The sequence below is a fragment of the Dyadobacter diqingensis genome (assembly GCF_024220585.1).
Classification (GTDB): domain Bacteria; phylum Bacteroidota; class Bacteroidia; order Cytophagales; family Spirosomataceae; genus Dyadobacter; species Dyadobacter diqingensis.
The window spans coordinates 74,711-93,842 of the sequence record NZ_JAMXKF010000002.1 but is presented as its reverse complement, the minus strand read 5'-3'; the positions used below and the strand labels follow the sequence as shown (position 1 = coordinate 93,842).

Genomic DNA, 19,132 nt, shown 5'->3' with positions numbered 1-19,132 from the left:
TTCCTTCCCGCATCACACCTTCTGAAAGGTGAACGGGGATGAACTGTCCCATCATTATCACAAATGAAACTATCAAATTTATGAATTATTATGTACAAATGCCGTTCGATTGGTGGAAAATCATGAGAATTACGTGTATTCAATTATTTGTCGCCATAGTATTTGCCTGCGCATCCTTTGCGCATGACAGCAGGGCGCAGCAGGTTCTGGACAGGAAGGTAAGCCTGTCCGTGCGAAATGTCAGTTTGCAGGAAGCGCTCCGGAAATTGGAGCGTTCCGGTGAGGTGAAATTTGTATACAGTGAAAATGTTGTAAGTACAAGCCGCCTTGTCAGCGTAGAAACTAAAAATGCAAGGCTGACCACGGTTTTGGATAAGTTGTTTCAGTCCTATGGCATTACTTATTCGGTGGTCAATGACAGGATTGTACTGGGTAAAGAGATGTCGGTACGCGAAGAGGAGGCTGCCGACGACGACCTGACCTTTTCGGCAATGCCTTTACAAATTGTTGCAAAAGGCGTTGTTACAGATGAAAAGGGCGAAGGACTTCCAGGCGTCAGTATCGTTTTAAAAGGAACGCAGCGCGGAACCACCACCAATAGTGAAGGTAAATTCGATCTGGAAGTTCCGGATGATCAGTCCATTCTTGTATTTAGTTTTGTGGGATATAAAACGCAGGAGCTCATCGTTGGTAAAAGTACCAGTTTGTCTGTTTCGTTGATTCAGGAAGATAAATCGCTGAATGAAGTGATTGTTACTGCCCTGGGTGTAAAGCGCGATGAGAAGGCTCTGGGCTATTCGGTGGCGCAGTTGGACGGTTCCGAGATCAGCAACGTTAAATCTCCAAACATGCTGAATGCGCTTGCAGGCAAAGTGGCCGGTGTAAATATCGTGAGCACAAGTACCGATGCAGGCTCGACAGCGTTAATGACGATCCGCGGACAATCGTCCATTTCGAAATCCAATCAGCCTTTGTTTGTAGTGGATGGGGTTCCGGTTGCCAACTCATTGAGAACACCAAATATGGCCGTTGGGCGCTCTGTGACGGATTACGGAAGTCCGATTGGTGATATAAATCCTGATGATATCGAGACCATAACCATATTAAAAGGAGCAAGTGCAGCTGCGTTGTATGGTAGCCGTGCAGGAAGTGGAGTGGTTCTGATCACGACAAAAAATGGCTCTGATGCCAAACGAGGCTTGGGTGTAACGGTCAACTCTACGACGATGTTTGACAAAATCTGGCAGTATCCGGGTTTTCAGAATCAGTACGGGACCGGGGATTTTCCGGGTACCAACAATACCAAACAGGGAAGTTCCTGGGGGCCGAGACTGGACCAGGGAACAAAATTTGTCCAGTGGAACAGTCCGGTTGACGCGAGCGGCAAAGCTGTGCCGACGGACTGGGTTTCTTATCCCGACCGTGTGAGCGACTTTTTCAGGACTGGTGTGACTTACACCAATAACCTGGCCGTAACCGGCAATAACGGCAAAGGCAATTTCAGACTTTCCTTCACCAACATGACCAATCAGGGTGTGGTGCCGAACACAGGTTTGAAACGGAACACACTTGATTTTGCAGCGGGACATAAGTTAAACGACAAAGTCAGGATCTCGACCAACATCGGTTATACCAACAATTCCAGTGATAACCGCGCGGCAGCTTATCGCGAAAGTGTGACGGAAGTTTTGTATAAAATGCCAGCGAATGTTGACCTGAACCAGATGCGTAATTACTGGAAACCCGGTCGTGAAGGCTTTGAGCAAGTAACCTATGATCCGGGCGGACAGGATAACCCGTTCCTGATTGTCAACGAAGAAACCAATGGATATAGCAGAAACCGTGTTGCCGGAAATATCCAGGCGATGATTGACATCACGAAAGATCTGAGTCTGATGGCGCGGACCGGGCTGGATTTTTATACCGAAGACCAGGATTTGAAAAGACCTTTCAGTGCCAAAAGAACGGCGAAGGGGGGATATTTTATCAATAACCTCTTCTTCATGGAACAGAATACCGATTTTCTTTTGACTTACAAAAAGAACATTACGCCTGACTGGTTCGCTTCGGTTTCGGTTGGAGCCAACCGCATGAACCAGAAATCGAGACAGCTTTCGCAAACGGCGGGAAGCCTTGTGCTGCCTAACATCTACAATGTTGCCAACGCTCAGGCCGGATCACTAACGTCCTATCAGTGGAATTCAGACAAGCGGATCAACAGCGTTTACGGAACGGGTGAGCTTGCTTACAAAAACATGGTATTTCTTAACGTAACCGGAAGAAATGACTGGTCGAGCACATTACCTGAACAGAATAACTCCTTCTTCTATCCGTCTGTTTCACTGAGTGCAGTGCTGACCGATATTTTGAAAGTCTCTTCCAAAACATTGTCCTTTGCCAAACTGCGCGCAAACTGGTCGCAGGTGGGTAGTGACACAGACCCTTATCAGCTTTTTAATACAATTCAGCTTACCGACTGGGGTAGTGTAAAACGTGCTAACCTGGAATTTGATCTAAAAAACAATATGCTCAAACCTGAAATCGCTACTTCGTATGAAGTGGGGGCTGATCTCCGGTTTTTTACAGGCGGCAGGTTAGGGCTGGATATCACCTGGTACAAAACCAATAACCGTAACCAGATCATAAAGATACCAACTTCGATCGCGGCGGGTTCAAGCACGAAACTGATCAATGCAGGAAATATCCAGAACGCTGGCTGGGAAATTGGCTTAAATGCCGTTCCTGTCAACACGGCATTGCGCTGGGAGATTTCTGCCAATTTTACGAGGAACGTAAACAAGGTGGTTGAGCTGGTGGACGGTGTTTCGGAATATTCCATGGGGAGTGCCGATGGTGATAACATCCGTTACATCATCAAGGAAGGATCGAAAATCGGGGATATGTCGACACCAACCTGGATCAAAGTGCCGGACGGACAGTTTGCCGGACAGCCACTTCTGGATGCAAACGGGAGACATCAGCGCTCGACGAGTTATGATTATGTAGGCAATTACAATCCTGATTTCACAGTTGGGTTTAACAACACTTTTACCTACAAAAATGTAACGCTGAATTTCCTGATCGACTGGCGCAAGGGCGGGATGTTTTACACATATCCTTTAAGACAGATGATTTTGCTCGGTACGTCTGATAAAACGCTGACCGGTAGAGACGCCGAATCCGGTGGTTTGCCGTGGATCGATTCGGAAAAACGCAACCGGAATGACGGGATGATTATTGACGGTTATATCAAAAATAGCGACGGAACGTATCAGAAAAACGACAAGGTGATCGCGGCTTCTGACTATTACGACAACCTTTACAACAAGTATTACGAGCGTTCGATGTACGAATCCACGTTTATAAAACTTCGTGAAGCGTCTCTTACGTATGCCTTCAAAAACAAGACTTTGGGCAAATTGCCAATTCACAATCTGACGGTTTCACTTATCGGTCGTAACCTTTTCAACTGGACGGCGGCTAACATCGGTTTTGATCCTGAAACGAGCATGAGTGTGGCTGAGGATGGCTTTCGTCAGGGTGTAGGTCACTGGACCTTGCCGGGTGTTCGGTCTTATGGATTTAAAGTTGGCTTCAATTTTTAAACAGTGTTCTTGAAAATGAAAAATATGAAACCATTTTTCAGTACTTCTCAGAGAAGGGTTGAAAGATTAAAAAAGAAAATATCTTCCGGGCTATTCTTCGTCGCTTTTATCGGGATCTGCCTGAGTTCATGTACGGATGATTTTGAAAAAATAAATGAAAATCCTAACCGGCCGGAGTCTATTAATTCAGATTATCTCATGTCGAATGTGATCGTTTCCACGGCGTATTATTATCAAACCCAGGCGTTTTCCGGTCGGCCTGCCATTGCCGGGAGGTATATGACGCTGGTCCGTACAACCGGTTATGATCTTTTTAACTGGGGCCCGGTTGGCTGGTATGATGCCTATTCGTTTTTGATGGTCAATAAAACGTTGGCAGATCAGGCGGAGAAGCTGGGAGAGTCTCAGTACCTGGCAGTTTCCAAAATCATGAAGGCGTTCAATTACGCTTATGCAAGCGATCTTTACGGGGATCTGCCCTACACGGACGCTTTGCAATCGAAGGAAAGCAATCTGACGCATCCGAAGTATGATCTGCAAAAGGATATTTATCCGGACTTATTGCGTGAGCTGCGTGAGGCGAATGATTTACTGGCGTCGACGGATAAGGTGATTTTGGCCAGTGCAGATATGATGTACGGTGGCAAGGCGCTGTTGTGGCGGAAACTGGCGAATTCTTTGAGGCTGCGTATGCTGCTTCGGATTTCAAAAAATTACCCTGCTGCGTTTACCGAAATGCAGGAAATTGTGAAGGATAAGTCCAAATATCCGGTATTTGAAAGCAATGCCGATAACGCGGAAATCAAGTATTTGGGAGATATCGCGGCAAACAGCTGGCCGGGCGGAACACTCGCCATGATCGACTACGATTTTGTGAAAACAAAGGCGAGTAAAGAAGTGGTTGACCATCTTCTGGCCAGAAATGATCCGAGAGTGTCGGTTTGGTATACGCCGGTTAAAACCATGGCGGGGGCCACTGTTGATAAAAATGAATATGTTGGTGTGCCCAATGCGATCGACGAACCGGCTTCCTACAACGGTGGCGAGGATCATATCTCTCAGCTCGGGTCTATTTTTAGGAAAAACTCGGATAATATGCTCAAAGCAAGTCTGATTACCTATTCGGAGGTTTGTTTTATTCTGGCTGAGGCGCTGCAAAGCGGAAAAATTACTGTCGCGGGCGAAACTGCCGAGTCGTACTATAACAAAGGGATTGAGGCTTCGATGGATTATTATGGTGTGAAAGCCGAGGCTGCAAAGAGAGATTATTACAACCAGACGCTGGTGAAATATGACGGCACACTTGAACAGCTTATCACGCAGAAATGGCTTTCGATGTTCTTCAAAACCTCTGAGGGATGGTTTGATCACCGTCGTACTGGTTTTCCTAAATTCCGTACAGGGCCACTTGTTGTCAATAAGTTGATTCCTAACCGGTACCGTTATCCGGATAGCGAAAGTGCTACCAACAATGAAAATTACAAGAAAGCCGTCAGCGTTTTCGGAGCTGATGACGAGTATACGTTAATGTGGTATCTCAAATAGAATCAGGTTACTTCCAATAGCCTGATCCGCTTTGTGAACCGTATCCTTATGTAGTCGAATGCATGTAACCGGGTGATGCAGACAACTGTTCACCCGGTTCTTTTTACTTTTAAAACCCTAATCCTGATGCCAGTTAAAATTTTCATCTTTTTGTTTTTTCTGCTTGGTTATATGCCGTTGTACGCGCAGATAACAGGCAATCCGTACCTTCCCGGATCATTTCCTGACCGGATTATTTTAAACATAACCCAGGATCCGTCCATTTCCATGGCTGCAAACTGGCGCACACAGGAGTCGGTCTCGGAAAGTTTTGCTGAAATTGTGTTGGCAGATGCTGATCCCCGTTTTGTTGATAAGGCAAAAAAGATCAAGGCCATTTCTCAAAAACTTCAGTTCGAAGATACGCCGACAGCCGTTTACCATTCGGTGATTTTTGAAAATCTGACACCCAACACAAAATATGCTTACCGGGTGGGGCAGGGAGAGCACTGGAGCGAATGGATTCATTTCAATACCGCCGGAAAGGTCGGGGAGAAATTTTCCTTTATTTATTATGGTGATGTGCAAACCAATATCCGCTCGCTTTGGTCGCGTGTGGCGCGCGAAGCCTACGGGAAAGCGCCCGATGCGAGACTGATGATGTATGCAGGGGACCTGATCAACAAGGCAAACAGGGATATCGAGTGGGGTGACTGGTTTCAGGCCGGCGGGTTTATTCATAGCATGGTTCCAGGATTTCCTACGCCCGGAAACCACGACCATTTTGATACGCCGGAGGGAGTTAACACGACATCCGTTTTTTGGCGGCCACAATTTACACTGCCTGAAAACGGTCCGAAAGGATTGGAGGAAACCTGTTATTATGCCGACGTTCAGGGCACCAGATTTATTTCCCTGAATTCGGATCAGGTGGAAGTTTCGGATCAATATCTGGAAAAACAACGGGTATGGATGGAGGATATCTTGAAAAATAACCCGAATAAATGGACGGTGGTTACGTTTCATCACCCTATTTTTTCTCCGAAGTCCACGCGTGATAACAAGCGTATGCGGGAGAATTTCAAGCCGCTTTTTGACAAATACAAAGTTGACCTGGTTTTGCAGGGGCATGACCATACCTACGCGCGTGGTATGGCAAAAATCCCGATGAACGAAAAAGGCGCTGTTTCCGGTACGATGTATGTGGTGTCGGTGAGTGGTCCTAAAATGACAGATTCCAATGTGGAAAGAAGGGACTGGATGGATCGTTCAGCTCTTTATACGCAGCTTTTTCACGTCGTTACCATCGATCATGACAGGCTCATGTTTGACACTTTTACAGCCACCGGCGAGCTTTATGATGCTTTTGATCTGATCAAACAAAAGGGGAAGATCAACAAAATCATTGACCGGATTCCGGCCGGGGTTAAGGAAAGGAGATAAGGTCTGAAAACCGGTTTAGGCGACGTTTTACAGACCGATACTTTTCAGAAAATTTTCCCTGTAATTGCTGCCTATCGGGATTTCGTGTTTTTCGATAAAAATCCGGTTTCCTTCGATATGGGTTATTTTGGACTTGTTGATGATGAACGAGCGGTGCACGCGGAGGAACAGCGATTGGGGTACCAGTTCTTCAAAGTTAGAAAAAGTCATAGCCGGCAAAAGTATATTTTGTACCGTCACAATTTTGGTGTTATTACCGTTGGCTTCGGCAAAAAGCAGATCGTCGAAGCCAACTTTAAAAATTTTTCCTTCTGTTTTCACAAAAATGTAGTCCTCGGTTTTGGCAGCATTTGTCTCCGTCGGTATTTGTGGTTGGACCTGCAATTTTTCAATAGCCTTATCCACAGCGATCACAAACCGGTCGAAGGAAAATGGTTTTAACAGATAGTCGCAGGCGGCGAGGTCAAAAGCGTCCAGCGCATATTCTTTGTAAGCTGTCGTGAAAATAACAACGGGTTGATTTTTTAGCGTTTTCAGGAACGAAATGCCGTTCATCACAGGCATATTGATATCCAGAAATAAAATGTCAATCTTCTGCTGTTGCAGGATCAGCTTTGCATCCAGTGCGTTGGCGCAGGATGCCGCCACGTGCAGATAAGGCAAATGAGCGCAATAAGCCTGCACAATGTCCCTGGCAATCGGTTCATCATCTACGATCAGGCAGTTAATTTCTGTCATTTTATTTCATCTTTAATTGTAAGATCACGCTATACGACGACGCCTCGTTTTTGATCTGTAATTCATGTTGGCCGGGGTATAAAAGTTCCAGCCTTTTGTTGACGCTGGTTAACCCGAACCCACTATGTTTAGGAATCAGTTCGTCAGGTTCCTGGCTAAGACCACATGAGTTTTTGATCGAAAACAGAATGGAATCCGCCCAGATTTTAAGTTGTATGTCGATAAAAATCTTTGGCTCGGCCGTATTTTTGGAATGCTTAAACGCATTTTCTATAAAAACAATCAGGAGCATTGGCGCTATTTTTATATCCTCGCGGGTTATCTCCTCGAAATCCGTTGAAAGTACAAGCCGGTCGCCGAGCCTTATTTTTTCAAAGTCAATATAGTTGTTAATATACGCCATTTCATCTTTTAGCGGCACAAATGTCTCCGTTGCGTCATAGATCGAATAACGAAGCAGGTCGGATAATTTCAGGAGCAGCGGCGGTACTTTCTCATGCTGGGTAATGGAGAGGCCATACATGTTGTTGAGCGTATTAAACAAAAAATGCGGACTCAACTGCGATTGCAGCAAATGCAGTTCACTTTTGCTGTGCGCAGCCGAAGTCTGTGCTTCATTTAACTGATTTTGCGTAACCGCCCTGACAATTTTTACCAGCATCCCTATGCCAACGCTCAGCATCACAAAAGGTATCCAGTAGAGTAAAATATTCAATGCGCGGCGCCCTTCAAGCGGATATTCAGCATGAACAAAAAGTTCGATGATACTCACGACGATCAGGACTGAAAGCAGTATAATCAGACTAGCCGGCAAGGTTTTTAGCCTGGAAGCCCAGGTAGCAATGAGATATCTTCCCAAAAAGACACCTCCAAAAAAACACATCGTAACGGCCGTAGCGACAGCTTCTTGCTCATGTACGCCAATCGCATCCACGAAAGAACTGGTCGCCAGCCATACAGGCACCGCAGCAATGGCCGTCAGAATGAAATACAGGTAATCTTTCGGAGTCAGTTTTTTGAGATCGTTATTTAGATCGTTCATATGATTTTCGTTTGCCCGTGATTTTAATAACAGGCCGTAAATTTCAGGAGCCGCGGCATGACTTATAAATTCTGCTGACGAATATGTACTAATTCCTGACGGAAACCATATTTCGACTTTCCAATCACTTTGACATTGAAAAACCTGAATCTGTCAGGCTTTTCAGGCGGTTCGACAGCATTGTTTCATGCCTTGAACGGTGAGATCCATCTTTGTTTCATCAATCTATTAGCCAATGATTAAAGCAAACAAGATGTCCAAACTAATCACCTTTCTCTTCTGCTGGTTTCTGACTGTGGAAACCTTTGCTCAGTCCGGAATAATTGCCGGGACTGTGAAAGATACAAAAAACGAAGTAATACCGGGGGCAACTATAAAGCTGCTCAGGGGCACGGACTCCACAATGGCCGCCGGAGAAATAACCGACGGCAAAGGGAAATTCCAGTTTAACGCACTGGCCAGTGGGGTTTATTTTCTGACTATTACGGCAATGGGACAAAATCCGTATCGTAGTGTATCACTGACGATCGATGATACACACAGCCAGATTGTTCTGCCGGCAATTCTACTTCTTTCTGCCAAAAGTGTTATTCTGAATGAGGTTGTTGTAAAGGCAAAACGGCCTTTGATTGAGCAGGATATTGACAAGACGATTGTCAATGTAGAAGCTATGATCAGTGCTGCGACGAGTAGTACTTTGGAAGTTTTGGAAAAAACGCCGGGTATCACGCTGAGTGCCAATGGCGAAATCAGTCTGAATGGGAGGTCCGGTGTGCTGGTGCTGATCGACGGCAGAGCAACCTATATGTCGGGACAAGACCTTGCTGCTTATTTAAAATCGATTCCGGGTGGAGTGCTTGACAAGATTGAACTGATCGATAATCCGTCTGCAAAATATGACGCGGCGGGCAACGCGGTGATTAACATTCGTTTGAAGAAAAACCGGGCCGGCGGTTTTACCGGGAGCCTTTTCACAGGTTATTCGCAGGGCCGTTACGGACGGAGTAATGACGCGCTAAACCTGAATTATCGTTATAAAAAGTTGAATGTGTTTGCAAATATTGGTTATGGTTTTGAGAAAAATTATACCGACGAAAATTGGGACAGACGATTTTTTGATATCCGGAATGCGTTGACTTCTTCGGTAAAACTGGAAAATAATCAGGTGTATAAAAACAATGGTTTGAACGCCAACCTGGGACTGGATTATGCGATTTCAGAAAATACCACCTACGGTTTTCAGGTAAATTACAATGGATCAGAAAGAAAAGGCCGTCTGGATTATTACAGCGATTATTTCAATGCAAATCATGAGCTTGATGCGATTGGCACGGGTAACACTGCTGGACGTGAGAACCGGAAAAACCTGGCGACAAACTTTAACTTCGTGCATAAATTTGGCAAAAGTGGCCGGGAGATTTCCGGCGATATCAACTATCTGAATTACACTACACGAGGCAATCAGCTACTAGACAACTTTGTCTATCGGCCGTCCGATGCTGTGACAACGGGAAACCGTTTTATCTATCTTATCCCTTCTGACATCAATATTTATACGGTAAAAGTTGACTATGTGCAGCCGCTCAAAAACAAGGCCCGGTTGGAAGCCGGTTTCAAATCGAGTATTGTTGACAACGACAACATCGTGAATTATTACAACATGAATGGAACGTCGGAAAATATCGATTACAGTAAATCCAACCATTTTAAGTACCATGAAAACCTCAATGCGGCCTATGTCAATTCACAAAGATCCTGGAAACGGCTTGGCGTTCAGCTTGGATTACGGGTTGAAAATACACAGATCGTTGGTAATCAGCTTGGTAACGAAGAGGTAACGGCGAGTCGCTTTACTAAAAATTATACAAGATTTTTTCCGTCCATTTTTGTCAATTATAAACTTGATTCGGTCAACAAAAATGCGCTGACTTTTAGCCTGACCAGAAGAATAGCGCGGCCGAATTATCAGTTGCTGAATCCGTTTTTATTTTTCCGTGACAAATATTCCTACACGGCCGGAAACTCTGATCTTAATCCGCAGTACCAGTATCGTTTCGAACTGAAATTTACACACAAACAGTTTCTGCGTATGGGGCTTAGTTACAACAAATTTATCAATTCCATTCTGAATGCGACAGACGTCAGAGACAGCGTTTTTATCACAAGACCGCAAAACATTGGCGGCGGTTTTATGGTGCTTTTATCAAATGGAATTTCATTGGCGCCAGCCAAATGGTGGAATATGAATCTAGAGGCTTTGCTGTCCAGAATCGGGGTTAACGGATTTGTAGATGGTAAACCACTGGATTTAAAAACTTATATGGCCAGGATTAATTTATACAATCAGCTGACAATCAGTAAAAAATGGAGCGCCGAGATTAGCGGGTATTACGCGAGCCGGGATCTGGCGGGGCAGGGTTTTACAAAAGGAATGTTCAGAGCTTACTTCGGTATCCAGAAAAAGATCTGGAAGGACAAGGGCAGCGTCAGGCTGACTGTGGAGGATATTTTTCACTCGTGGGTTTATCACAATCAGTCGGAGGGGCTTAAACAGGCAGATTATTTTCAGAGAAGTCAAACGGATACGCGTCGGGTAGGTCTGGCGATGACCTATCGTTTTGGTAAAGAAACATTTGCAAGAAAGCGCCGGCATAACAACAATGCTTCCGACGAAGAAAAGGGGAGGGTGGAGTAGCCTGAAAACTTACCATTCGAAATACAGATGCTCGTCTTTAAAATCTGTATTTCGAATGGTTTTTCCGATAAAGTTGCGTCAGATTTCAAGACCGTTGATGTCCGTAGTTAACACGGCGCTCATATAGTCGAAAAAAGGCCGCATGTTTTTGAAAGTCTGGTTGACGGCCTGGACAAAATCAGGGCTAAGTACTTCTCGATCCGAGAACCGCTTCATTAACAAAAACTGTTTGTAACGAAGCAGGTCGATGGATTCATGGCTGGCATCAAAGCCCTTTGGAGACGTTTTTACCTGCTCACCATGCAAAGCACCAAAGGTGTCAATGAATGTTTTGCTGCCAATGATATTTCTCAACGGAGCAGAATCAAAACTGATATCATCACGGACACGTCTTAAATCTTCCGGATTGGGTGCCCAGAAGCCGCCGCCAATAAAGCTGTTGCCCGGTTCGATATGAAAATAATATCCACCCCGAAGTTGTTTGGTCGCGCGCGTGAAATTACCACTCCAATTGGTTTTATACGGGATTTTTTCCTTTGAAAAACGTGTGTCCCGATAGATGCGGTGAAGGCTCTTTTTGCCCGATGGTGTTTCTATCAGATCGTGTTTACTGAATTCTGCCAACAGGGCATCCGCAAAAATTTCGATGGCATTTTGCTGTTCAATAAAGACATCCTTGTGGGCATTGAACCAGTCCCGGTTATTGTTCTGTTGTAGCGATTTCAAAAATTCCAGGCTTGACGCCGGGATTTGCGTTTGTTGTGCTGACATTTTATTGAAAACCTTGGTGATTGTGATGAATCAGAGCACTTCATAAGAAATGTCCCTGATAAGACAATGGCAGAAACCCGCGCAAAGTTCCATAGCAAAATGTGGAACGGCCCGGGTTATCAGTCTTGATACATTATTGTCCGCCGGTGTTCAACTCCCCATTTCATGATTTCAATGATGGCCTTATCGAGCGTTTTGCCGTAAGGCGTGATCTCATATTCGACGGTAATGGGTTTGGTATCACAAACTGTACGTTTAATTAGCTTGTTGATTTCCAGTTCCTGCAATTCTTTGGATAACATTTTAGCAGCTATTCCGTCAACTTCCCGAAGCAGTTCCATAAACCGTTTTTTGCCCCGGAAACTCAAAGTGCCAATAATCAGAATCTTCCATTTCCCATCTATGATGTCAAGCGCATCCCGGATTCCCAGTGTCATTTCGTTTCTTTCCGCCTGATAATCAATCTTACAGGCATTGATAAGCTCTTTTTCCAGTGGCTCCATATCTTTTCTTTAGTTGCGCTAATTTAAAAGTATTATCCTGTAAACACAGACTGATTTTCAGAAGAACGTAAAAAGGGAAGCTTTTAATCATGCTGAGATAGTTTCATCGAGGAAACCAGTTTCCCACATGAAACAAATAGCTGTTCCGTCTTCAAACTTGGAGACTTTTACGGCGTCAAATAATTATCACAAAATGAAATATCTCAAATATTACACGGCTGTCCGCTTTTTGCTTGGCACCTTCCTGACACTTACTCTGGTGATGTCTTTCCAAAAAACGCCCCAGCAGATGGGCATGAGCCCGACTGCAATCCGCATAATCACAGGCCTTTGGGATACTGGTTATCTCATGCAAACGGTAAAAGTGCTTGAAATTATTACTGCTTTATCGCTGCTTTCCAATTATTACGTCCGGCTTACCACGATCCTTTTTATACCGGTTATCATCAACATTATTCTGTTTGACATTTTTGCAGATAACCTGAAAGGTCTTGCCGCGGCGGCGCCCATTCTACTGCTCTCCATATCGCTTTTGCTGATCAACAAGCATGCTTATTCATCTCTTTTAATAACAAAATAAATTCTATGAAAAAGACCCTTTTCTTGCCTGTGTTGTTTTGCCTGTGCGGCGAAGCAGAGGCCCAGACACGCCAACCGGTGAAACAGGCCGTATCCGCTTTGAAGACCGATAAATTCCCACTTAGAAAAAATTTTGAGTTACAGGCTGAGCAGTTCGCTCCCAAACACTACACGCCGGAGGTCAGGTCGGGGAATCTGAACAGCGGAGAAATTTCAAATCATTACCGCCTCAAAGCCGGGGTTAATATTCCAATATATAAAAGTAAAAACTGGCAGGTTTTTACTTCGTTGCGGTATAAATATGAACTGTTTGAGTTTAATAATTTCGGAGAAAATTCTGGTTTGCCTTTGGCCAATTCGGTAGAAGATAAAATGGAATTTCATCTGGTAACAACCGCCATTAATGTCACGCGCTTTTCCTCCCTTTTTAATAAACCGGTGATATACAACGCGTCGATAATTGCCGACGCGACCGACAAAAGCATGGGCCGGGTGAAAGGGATTGTTTCTGCGACGATGATTTTTAAAAGAACTGAAAATACGACAATTACGGCGGGTCTGACCGGCTTCGCTGATATTTCCTCGCTTTACCCGGTTTTGCCGATTTTCTCCTATCAGCAAAAATTCAAAGATCCGCGCTGGACAATTGATGTAACACTTCCGCAGCGTTTGTTCCTGCGAAGGACTTTGTTTCCCAATAGCCGGTTATCGCTTGGCAGCGAGCTGGAAACCGAAGTTTTGTATGTAAACCTTAACAACCCGGATTTTATCAAAACTTATGACTATCGCCAGTTTGAGCTGAAATCCGGGATCGTTTATGAGCATAATCTGGGGAAAAACATTGTTACAACTTTTAAAGCTGGTTTAACCCATGTGATTGCCTCCCGGGGAACTGCAAAAAACCAGCCGGCGGGCGATTATTCTTTTAAAACCACTCAGGATCCAACCGGTTATTTCAACATTGGTATTTCGTTCAGCCCGTTCGAAAAGTAAAATTGATAGTCGTATGTGAAAATTCAGAAATCAAGTGTTCAGTGTCGATAATGATCAAGAGTTGAGGTGCTGCCTTAACTCTTTTTTGCTGTCGGATTTATTCTATTTTTTGCCGGTCCATCTATGCATTTTTGTAACCGAATTTAAAACCTTTAAGGCCATGACGTCAATTTCCAATTTAGTTTTAATGACCACCGCCCTGACCACGGCTTTAATCGCCGGTCTTTTTTACGCCTACTCCTGCTCGGTAAATCCTGGTCTGGCACAACTTGGCGACAGGGAATACATTGCCGCGATGAAGTCCATCAACGTGGCGATTATTAACCCGGTTTTCCTTTTCAGTTTTATGGGGACATTACTCCTTTTGCCAATTAGTGCTTTTTTGCAATACCAGCACGGCGTGTCCACGCGCTTTTGGTTTTTACTCGTAGCAACCTTGGTTTATGTAATAGGTACTTTTGGTGTTACCGTAACGGGAAATGTTCCTTTGAATGAAACCCTGGCCCAATTTGATCTGCAATCGGCTTCGGTAGAGGTCATCGCTAAACAAAGGGCAGATTTTGAACTGCCATGGAACCGCTTTCATACGATACGTACGGTTGCCGGGGTTATCTCGCTTTTACTGGTTATTCTGGCTTGTCTGGACAGGAGTGCAGAATAGATTCATTTTCACGGTTTTGAATATGAAATTCCAGAGGGGAAGGACAGGCAGTCTTAGTTTTCGGGTTTCATAGGAGGCCCTACAATTTGCATGTCATGCCTGGCAAAAATTGCCGCCAGTTCTTCTTTGGTTGGCTCTTTTGCCAATGCAGCCATATAAACGAAAAAATCTTCAAGCTTTCCGGCTGGCTGTACGATAACGCTCATTTTCGCTTGTTCACTTACCTGAATCCAGGCGTGGGCGACTTTTCGGGGCAAAAAAATGGTTTCACCCGCTTTAAGCTGAAACTTTTCCTGGCCTACCTGGAAATGATATTCGCCTTCCAGTACCTGAAATATTTCGTCCTGATCAGGATGGATATGCAGGGGAACTCCACGCCTCGGCGAAAGACCTGTCTGTTCAAAAATGGCGAGTTGACCGTTGGTATCTCTTCCGGAAACCTTCACATCCTGCACATTTGAGTTGACGCCTTTCAACTGAATGTGCCCGTGATATCTTCCCTCGCCTTTCTTTACAGCAAATGGCTTTTTGTCATCTGTTTGTTGGTCGCTAGGCTCGGATGAGGCCCATGGAACCGCCAACCATGCGGATTGAATGAATATCCTTCGTTTCATAACCGGGAAAATTTACAGGATTGATTAATTCAGCTGCTGATGGAAGCTGAATTGATAATCCAATTTACAGAAACCGGAAATGAATGTCCAGGTTAATTTATTTAATGGGCTAGTTGTCAGTTAGATATATCGGTGTTTTCGGGGTTATATTGTCACCGGTCTGCCTTTGTTCTGATAAGCCGAAGGGCTGACACCCATATATTTTTTAAAAGCGATGGAGAAATGCTGGGAATGTTCGTAGTTCAGGATGCTGGCTATTTCATCTACTGAAAGGGTGCAATTAGCCAGTAAATTACCGGCATATTCCATCCGTAGTTTGCGTAAATAGTTGAAAACGGTGGTATTGAACAATAACTTAAAGCCCTTCTTGACTTTAAATTCGTTAAGCAGACAAATCCGGCTTAGCTGCGTCAGGTTAAGATCTGCAAGGAAATTGGTATCCAGATAATTTTTAAGCAGATGAAGTTTTTCGGCTTCGTCCGCACGAATTTCTTCATGCACTGAAACTGTCCTGCGAAACTGCTCCATTTGCAGCGCGAGTAATTCCAGAATCCTTGACTGTAAAAGCAGATTTCGCATCGGCCCGGTTTCATTCGTATTTCTGATAGAGTCGATCAGACGAAGCATGTATGGCGTGGTTTCAGGATTATTCCGGTTTCCTGAAAAGGGTCTGTTATGTTGCAGATCATCAATAACGCGGTCGCTCCACGTATCTGAAATATCCAGGCAAGAAAGAAAAAAGTCCCTCTGCAAGCTGATATGCAGCATTTCAACTTCCTGATTTGCCGCTATTCTGCTTACGTCTTTTCCTTCGGGAGAATACACCAGATTGTGATAATTCGGACGCATGTTTAATTCATGACTCAGGCCTGAGAAACAGGTGTCCAACCTGCCTTTCATGAAAAAGTTGATATTGATGGTGTCGGTTGAGTCAACATCGCGAAGTTCGGAGTCATTATGCATTTCAAACCGCATGTCAGTCACCTGCATATAAGGTGTTGCGATGTGCGCGAAATTGATCCGTCCAACCGAGGGATGAAAATAACCCGGAGCGGTTACTGGCTTGACAGGAATACTGTCCGTTACCGATTTCGGAGCCGGCAACGCCTCGAAACTAATAATGTCCGCAGCATTAATTACAAATGCCATAACAATTTTTGATTTCTACTTTTTCCCAAACAGAATGAAATTCTGGTAGCAAAAGTAGGGTTTTGATTCATCCGGGGCGGCAGATCTGGCGGTAAAAAGCTTAATAGTTATTAACCGGTACCATCAGGTTTAAGCGTTTTGAAAAAATCCGTTTTGCGTATCCCGTATTCCATTTGGCGTAGGTTGAAGTGATTTTGAATGATCATTTTTGCAGCAGTAAAAATCACAAATCAATCTATTAGTCATGAAAAAGAAACTTTTGCTATTAGCAGCCGTTCCGGCATTTTTATGGAATTGTACCGATCACGATCTTGCTTCATCAACAAAATTTACCCTTAACCCGCAGTCGGTGGCTGAGTGGAAAGGATTCCTGAAAACCGGTTATTTTAATAACGGTACCATTGCTGTTGAGAGTGACGACATCACCGTGCAGGATGGGCGTGTAAAGAGCGGTTCGTTTACCATTCCGGTTTCATCCATTATCAACCTTAACCTGCCGACCGAACAGGTGAAGGAACAGCTGGTACACCATCTTCAAAGCCCTGATTTTTTCAACATGGCGCTACACCCGGATGTGACCTATAACATTACCGACGTTAAGCCGTATTCGGGGGCGAAGGAAGGTGATGTTGCAGGAGCAAACTATCTGGTTAACGGTAATTTAACGATCCTTGGAAAAACTAATCCGGTATCTTTTCCTGCTAAAATTGTGATTGCCGGAAATCTTTTATCGGTAGAAGGAAATGTCAAATTTGACCGGACAAAATGGGGGATAACTTTCGCGACGGCTCCTGATCTGGCGCCGGAAAATTATATTGAGCCGATGGTTGAAATTCATTTGCAATTATCGGGGGAGAAAAAATAAGAACGGAATTGTCTGCCCGCCAAGGTCAGACAATTTTTAAAATATCATTAGCCATGATCATAAAAATATTAAAATGGGCAGGGATAACGCTGCTATCGGTAATCGCTTTGCTAGGCGCAGGTTATGGTCTGATTGCCATGAACATAAAAAACAGGACAGTCCGACAATACAATTTTGACAACGAGGTTTTAGACATAAAATCGGACAGCGTAACGCTAGCGCGGGGAAAACATCTCGTGGCGATTAAGGGCTGTCAGGATTGCCACAGCAAGGACCTTTCAGGCAGGATCATGATGGACGACGGCGCCGTCGGACGACTTTCAGCCAGCAATCTGACGGGTGGAAAAGGAGGTCTGCCGTCGGATTACAGCGCCACAGACTGGATAAAGGCACTTCGTCACGGCATTGATAAAAGCGGACAGCCACTGATCTTTATGCCCTCGCACGAAACAACACTACTGTCTGAGCAGGATATGGCCGCCATTATCGCTTACTGCCAGACGGTTCCTGATGTGGATCATGAGCTGCCTCCGATCAACCTCGGGCCGGTGGCCAATGTGATGAGTTACTTTGATAAAATGCCACTGTTTTCGGTTGAAAAAATTGATCATGCGAAACCGATGGTAGCAAGAGCCGATACCGTAGAAGGAATAAAACTAGGAGAATACCTCGCTGTGTCATGCAGTGGTTGTCATCGCGCAGACTTTAAGGGAGGTGACCCATTGGCTCCCGGACTTCCACCCGTGCCGGATATTACATCAAGCGGAAACCCTGGCAAGTGGACGCAGCAACAGTTTTTACAAACCCTGCGAAGCGGAAAAACGCCGGATGGCCATCAGATGAAAAATGATGACATGCCCTGGCAGATGACCGCTCAATACGAAGATAAAGAGCTTGCGTCGTTGTATCAGTTTCTTCATTCCAGATAATGGGGAGCCGTCATTCGGCTAGTGATTATTAACGGTTATTGTGCCTGAATGAGCTAAATACGACACGAAATATTATATTGCAGATTAACGAAGCGTACTTTTAGCATGTCACTTTTTATTGATTCACCATCCAGGGAAGACTATTTTCAGATTACTGAACTTTGGGAGGCATCGGTTCGAGCCAGTCATGATTTTCTTGGCGAGGCAGATATTCAGTTTTTTAAACCGCTTATCCTGCATGAATACCTTGACGCCGTCGATTTATACTGCGTTCGGGATGAGCAGGATAAAATAACCGGCTTTATCGGGCTGGCCGAAGATAAGGTTGAAATGCTGTTTGTACATCCGTATTCTTTTGGGAAAGGAATCGGCAAGTTTTTGCTGCAATTCGCAATCAGCGAGAAAGGGGTGACCCGGGTTGATGTGAATGAACAAAATCCCAAGGCCGTGGACTTTTACAGGCATATGGGTTTTGACGTAACAGATCGTTCGGAAACAGATGGTCTGGGCAAGCCTTTTCCAATTCTGGCCATGAAACTGCAATAATTATTAATATCACATGGAGATTAAGAAATACGAGGAAAAACACAAAGCCGGAGTTCTGGAACTGTTGAGATTAAACACGCCGCAGTATTTTGCACCGGAGGAACGGGAGGATTTGATTGAATATCTGGACAATCGCCTGGAGTATTATTATGTCGTTGAAATGGAAAATAAAGTGATGGGTTGTGGTGGTCTCAATTTGTCTGATGACCCTGAAACGATCAGGATTTCATGGGATATCATTCATCCGGAAAGCCAGGGGAAAGGGCTGGGCAGCCAGCTCACGAAATTCCGGATTGAACGTATCCGCGAAATGGGTGGTATCAAAATCGTGTCGGTCCGTACCTCGCAGCTTGTGTACAAGTTTTATGAAAAACTTGGTTTTGAACTAAAAGAAGTTGCCAAAGACTTTTGGGCCGAGGGTTTGGATATGTACCGGATGGAATGTCACATCGATTCGTTTGTCTGGAAATAAGCT

17 protein-coding genes are annotated in these 19,132 nt (G+C 44.6%); 11 read left to right on the top strand and 6 right to left on the bottom strand.

The features are described from left to right. Positions 1-80 precede the first annotated feature (80 nt). From M1L62_RS06180 to M1L62_RS06170, 3 genes are all read left to right on the top strand, one after another. Positions 81-3,605, top strand: coding sequence for a SusC/RagA family TonB-linked outer membrane protein (locus M1L62_RS06180; protein ID WP_254412154.1), 3,525 nt, complete (start codon positions 81-83; stop codon positions 3,603-3,605). Positions 3,606-3,620: 15 nt separating this feature from the next. Next, positions 3,621-5,150 carry a SusD/RagB family nutrient-binding outer membrane lipoprotein gene (locus tag M1L62_RS06175; protein WP_254412153.1) on the top strand — a complete coding sequence of 510 codons (1,530 nt, stop codon included), beginning with the start codon at positions 3,621-3,623 and terminating at the stop codon, positions 5,148-5,150. A 126-nt stretch (positions 5,151-5,276) separates the two neighbouring features. Continuing rightward, positions 5,277-6,572, top strand: coding sequence for a purple acid phosphatase family protein (locus tag M1L62_RS06170; protein ID WP_254412152.1), 1,296 nt, complete (start codon positions 5,277-5,279; stop codon positions 6,570-6,572). Between the two features lie 27 nt (positions 6,573-6,599). Here the strand turns inward: M1L62_RS06170 and M1L62_RS06165 are convergent, their stop codons facing one another. Beyond that, positions 6,600-7,310, bottom strand: a complete 711-nt coding sequence (locus tag M1L62_RS06165) for a LytR/AlgR family response regulator transcription factor (protein WP_254412151.1) — start codon at positions 7,308-7,310, stop codon at positions 6,600-6,602. A gap of 1 nt (position 7,311) precedes the next feature. Continuing rightward, the gene (locus M1L62_RS06160) at positions 7,312-8,352 is read right to left on the bottom strand and encodes a sensor histidine kinase (protein ID WP_254412150.1); all 1,041 of its coding nucleotides are present in this window, start codon (positions 8,350-8,352) and stop codon (positions 7,312-7,314) included. Positions 8,353-8,605: 253 nt separating this feature from the next. Here M1L62_RS06160 and M1L62_RS06155 point away from each other — a divergent pair, with 253 nt between their 5' ends. Continuing rightward, on the top strand, positions 8,606-11,047 hold the full coding sequence (locus M1L62_RS06155; RefSeq protein ID WP_254412149.1) for a TonB-dependent receptor: 2,442 nt from the start codon (positions 8,606-8,608) through the stop codon (positions 11,045-11,047). 78 nt (positions 11,048-11,125) lie between these two features. Here the strand turns inward: M1L62_RS06155 and M1L62_RS06150 are convergent, their stop codons facing one another. Both M1L62_RS06150 and M1L62_RS06145 read right to left on the bottom strand, forming a co-directional pair. Beyond that, entirely contained in the window at positions 11,126-11,818 is a 693-nt protein-coding gene (locus M1L62_RS06150) for a DUF2461 domain-containing protein (protein WP_254412148.1), read from the bottom strand. Between the two features lie 119 nt (positions 11,819-11,937). Continuing rightward, a complete protein-coding gene (locus M1L62_RS06145; RefSeq protein WP_254412147.1) occupies positions 11,938-12,321 on the bottom strand; it encodes a winged helix-turn-helix transcriptional regulator in 384 nt (127 codons plus the stop codon). A gap of 193 nt (positions 12,322-12,514) precedes the next feature. Between M1L62_RS06145 and M1L62_RS06140 the strand changes: the two genes are divergently transcribed. The 3 genes from M1L62_RS06140 to M1L62_RS06130 all read left to right on the top strand — a co-directional run bounded on the left by M1L62_RS06140 (position 12,515) and on the right by M1L62_RS06130 (position 14,554). Further along, a complete protein-coding gene (locus tag M1L62_RS06140) occupies positions 12,515-12,901 on the top strand; it encodes a hypothetical protein (protein WP_254412146.1) in 387 nt (128 codons plus the stop codon). 5 nt (positions 12,902-12,906) lie between these two features. Then, on the top strand, positions 12,907-13,893 hold the full coding sequence (locus M1L62_RS06135) for a hypothetical protein (RefSeq protein WP_254412145.1): 987 nt from the start codon (positions 12,907-12,909) through the stop codon (positions 13,891-13,893). 160 nt (positions 13,894-14,053) lie between these two features. Continuing rightward, on the top strand, positions 14,054-14,554 hold the full coding sequence (locus M1L62_RS06130; RefSeq protein WP_254412144.1) for an anthrone oxygenase family protein: 501 nt from the start codon (positions 14,054-14,056) through the stop codon (positions 14,552-14,554). Positions 14,555-14,607: 53 nt separating this feature from the next. Here M1L62_RS06130 and M1L62_RS06125 read toward each other — a convergent pair whose 3' ends face one another. Together M1L62_RS06125 and M1L62_RS06120 are read right to left on the bottom strand one after the other, a co-directional pair. Then, positions 14,608-15,168, bottom strand: coding sequence for a cupin domain-containing protein (locus M1L62_RS06125; RefSeq protein WP_254412143.1), 561 nt, complete (start codon positions 15,166-15,168; stop codon positions 14,608-14,610). A 144-nt stretch (positions 15,169-15,312) separates the two neighbouring features. Further along, positions 15,313-16,317, bottom strand: coding sequence for a helix-turn-helix domain-containing protein (locus M1L62_RS06120; protein WP_254412142.1), 1,005 nt, complete (start codon positions 16,315-16,317; stop codon positions 15,313-15,315). A 244-nt stretch (positions 16,318-16,561) separates the two neighbouring features. On the opposite strand from M1L62_RS06120, the gene M1L62_RS06115 reads away from it, so the two are divergent. The 4 genes from M1L62_RS06115 to M1L62_RS06100 all read left to right on the top strand — a co-directional run bounded on the left by M1L62_RS06115 (position 16,562) and on the right by M1L62_RS06100 (position 19,129). Beyond that, entirely contained in the window at positions 16,562-17,182 is a 621-nt protein-coding gene (locus M1L62_RS06115) for a YceI family protein (protein ID WP_254412141.1), read from the top strand. 53 nt (positions 17,183-17,235) lie between these two features. Then, the gene (locus M1L62_RS06110; protein ID WP_254412140.1) at positions 17,236-18,111 is read left to right on the top strand and encodes a c-type cytochrome; all 876 of its coding nucleotides are present in this window, start codon (positions 17,236-17,238) and stop codon (positions 18,109-18,111) included. Between the two features lie 105 nt (positions 18,112-18,216). After that, on the top strand, positions 18,217-18,657 hold the full coding sequence (locus tag M1L62_RS06105) for a GNAT family N-acetyltransferase (protein ID WP_254412139.1): 441 nt from the start codon (positions 18,217-18,219) through the stop codon (positions 18,655-18,657). Between the two features lie 13 nt (positions 18,658-18,670). Further along, the gene (locus tag M1L62_RS06100) at positions 18,671-19,129 is read left to right on the top strand and encodes a GNAT family N-acetyltransferase (protein ID WP_254412138.1); all 459 of its coding nucleotides are present in this window, start codon (positions 18,671-18,673) and stop codon (positions 19,127-19,129) included. The last annotated feature ends 3 nt before the right edge of the window (positions 19,130-19,132 follow it).

What these genes read in the sequence shown, in the direction of transcription:
- M1L62_RS06180 (WP_254412154.1), top strand. Translation starts at nt 81, where the DNA reads ATGAATTATTATGTACAAATGCCGTTCGATTGGTGGAAAATCATGAGA.
- M1L62_RS06175 (WP_254412153.1), top strand. Translation starts at nt 3,621, where the DNA reads ATGAAAAATATGAAACCATTTTTCAGTACTTCTCAGAGAAGGGTTGAA.
- M1L62_RS06170 (WP_254412152.1), top strand. Translation starts at nt 5,277, where the DNA reads ATGCCAGTTAAAATTTTCATCTTTTTGTTTTTTCTGCTTGGTTATATG.
- M1L62_RS06165 (WP_254412151.1), bottom strand. Translation starts at nt 7,310, where the DNA reads ATGACAGAAATTAACTGCCTGATCGTAGATGATGAACCGATTGCCAGG.
- M1L62_RS06160 (WP_254412150.1), bottom strand. Translation starts at nt 8,352, where the DNA reads ATGAACGATCTAAATAACGATCTCAAAAAACTGACTCCGAAAGATTAC.
- M1L62_RS06155 (WP_254412149.1), top strand. Translation starts at nt 8,606, where the DNA reads ATGTCCAAACTAATCACCTTTCTCTTCTGCTGGTTTCTGACTGTGGAA.
- M1L62_RS06150 (WP_254412148.1), bottom strand. Translation starts at nt 11,818, where the DNA reads ATGTCAGCACAACAAACGCAAATCCCGGCGTCAAGCCTGGAATTTTTG.
- M1L62_RS06145 (WP_254412147.1), bottom strand. Translation starts at nt 12,321, where the DNA reads ATGGAGCCACTGGAAAAAGAGCTTATCAATGCCTGTAAGATTGATTAT.
- M1L62_RS06140 (WP_254412146.1), top strand. Translation starts at nt 12,515, where the DNA reads ATGAAATATCTCAAATATTACACGGCTGTCCGCTTTTTGCTTGGCACC.
- M1L62_RS06135 (WP_254412145.1), top strand. Translation starts at nt 12,907, where the DNA reads ATGAAAAAGACCCTTTTCTTGCCTGTGTTGTTTTGCCTGTGCGGCGAA.
- M1L62_RS06130 (WP_254412144.1), top strand. Translation starts at nt 14,054, where the DNA reads ATGACGTCAATTTCCAATTTAGTTTTAATGACCACCGCCCTGACCACG.
- M1L62_RS06125 (WP_254412143.1), bottom strand. Translation starts at nt 15,168, where the DNA reads ATGAAACGAAGGATATTCATTCAATCCGCATGGTTGGCGGTTCCATGG.
- M1L62_RS06120 (WP_254412142.1), bottom strand. Translation starts at nt 16,317, where the DNA reads ATGGCATTTGTAATTAATGCTGCGGACATTATTAGTTTCGAGGCGTTG.
- M1L62_RS06115 (WP_254412141.1), top strand. Translation starts at nt 16,562, where the DNA reads ATGAAAAAGAAACTTTTGCTATTAGCAGCCGTTCCGGCATTTTTATGG.
- M1L62_RS06110 (WP_254412140.1), top strand. Translation starts at nt 17,236, where the DNA reads ATGATCATAAAAATATTAAAATGGGCAGGGATAACGCTGCTATCGGTA.
- M1L62_RS06105 (WP_254412139.1), top strand. Translation starts at nt 18,217, where the DNA reads ATGTCACTTTTTATTGATTCACCATCCAGGGAAGACTATTTTCAGATT.
- M1L62_RS06100 (WP_254412138.1), top strand. Translation starts at nt 18,671, where the DNA reads ATGGAGATTAAGAAATACGAGGAAAAACACAAAGCCGGAGTTCTGGAA.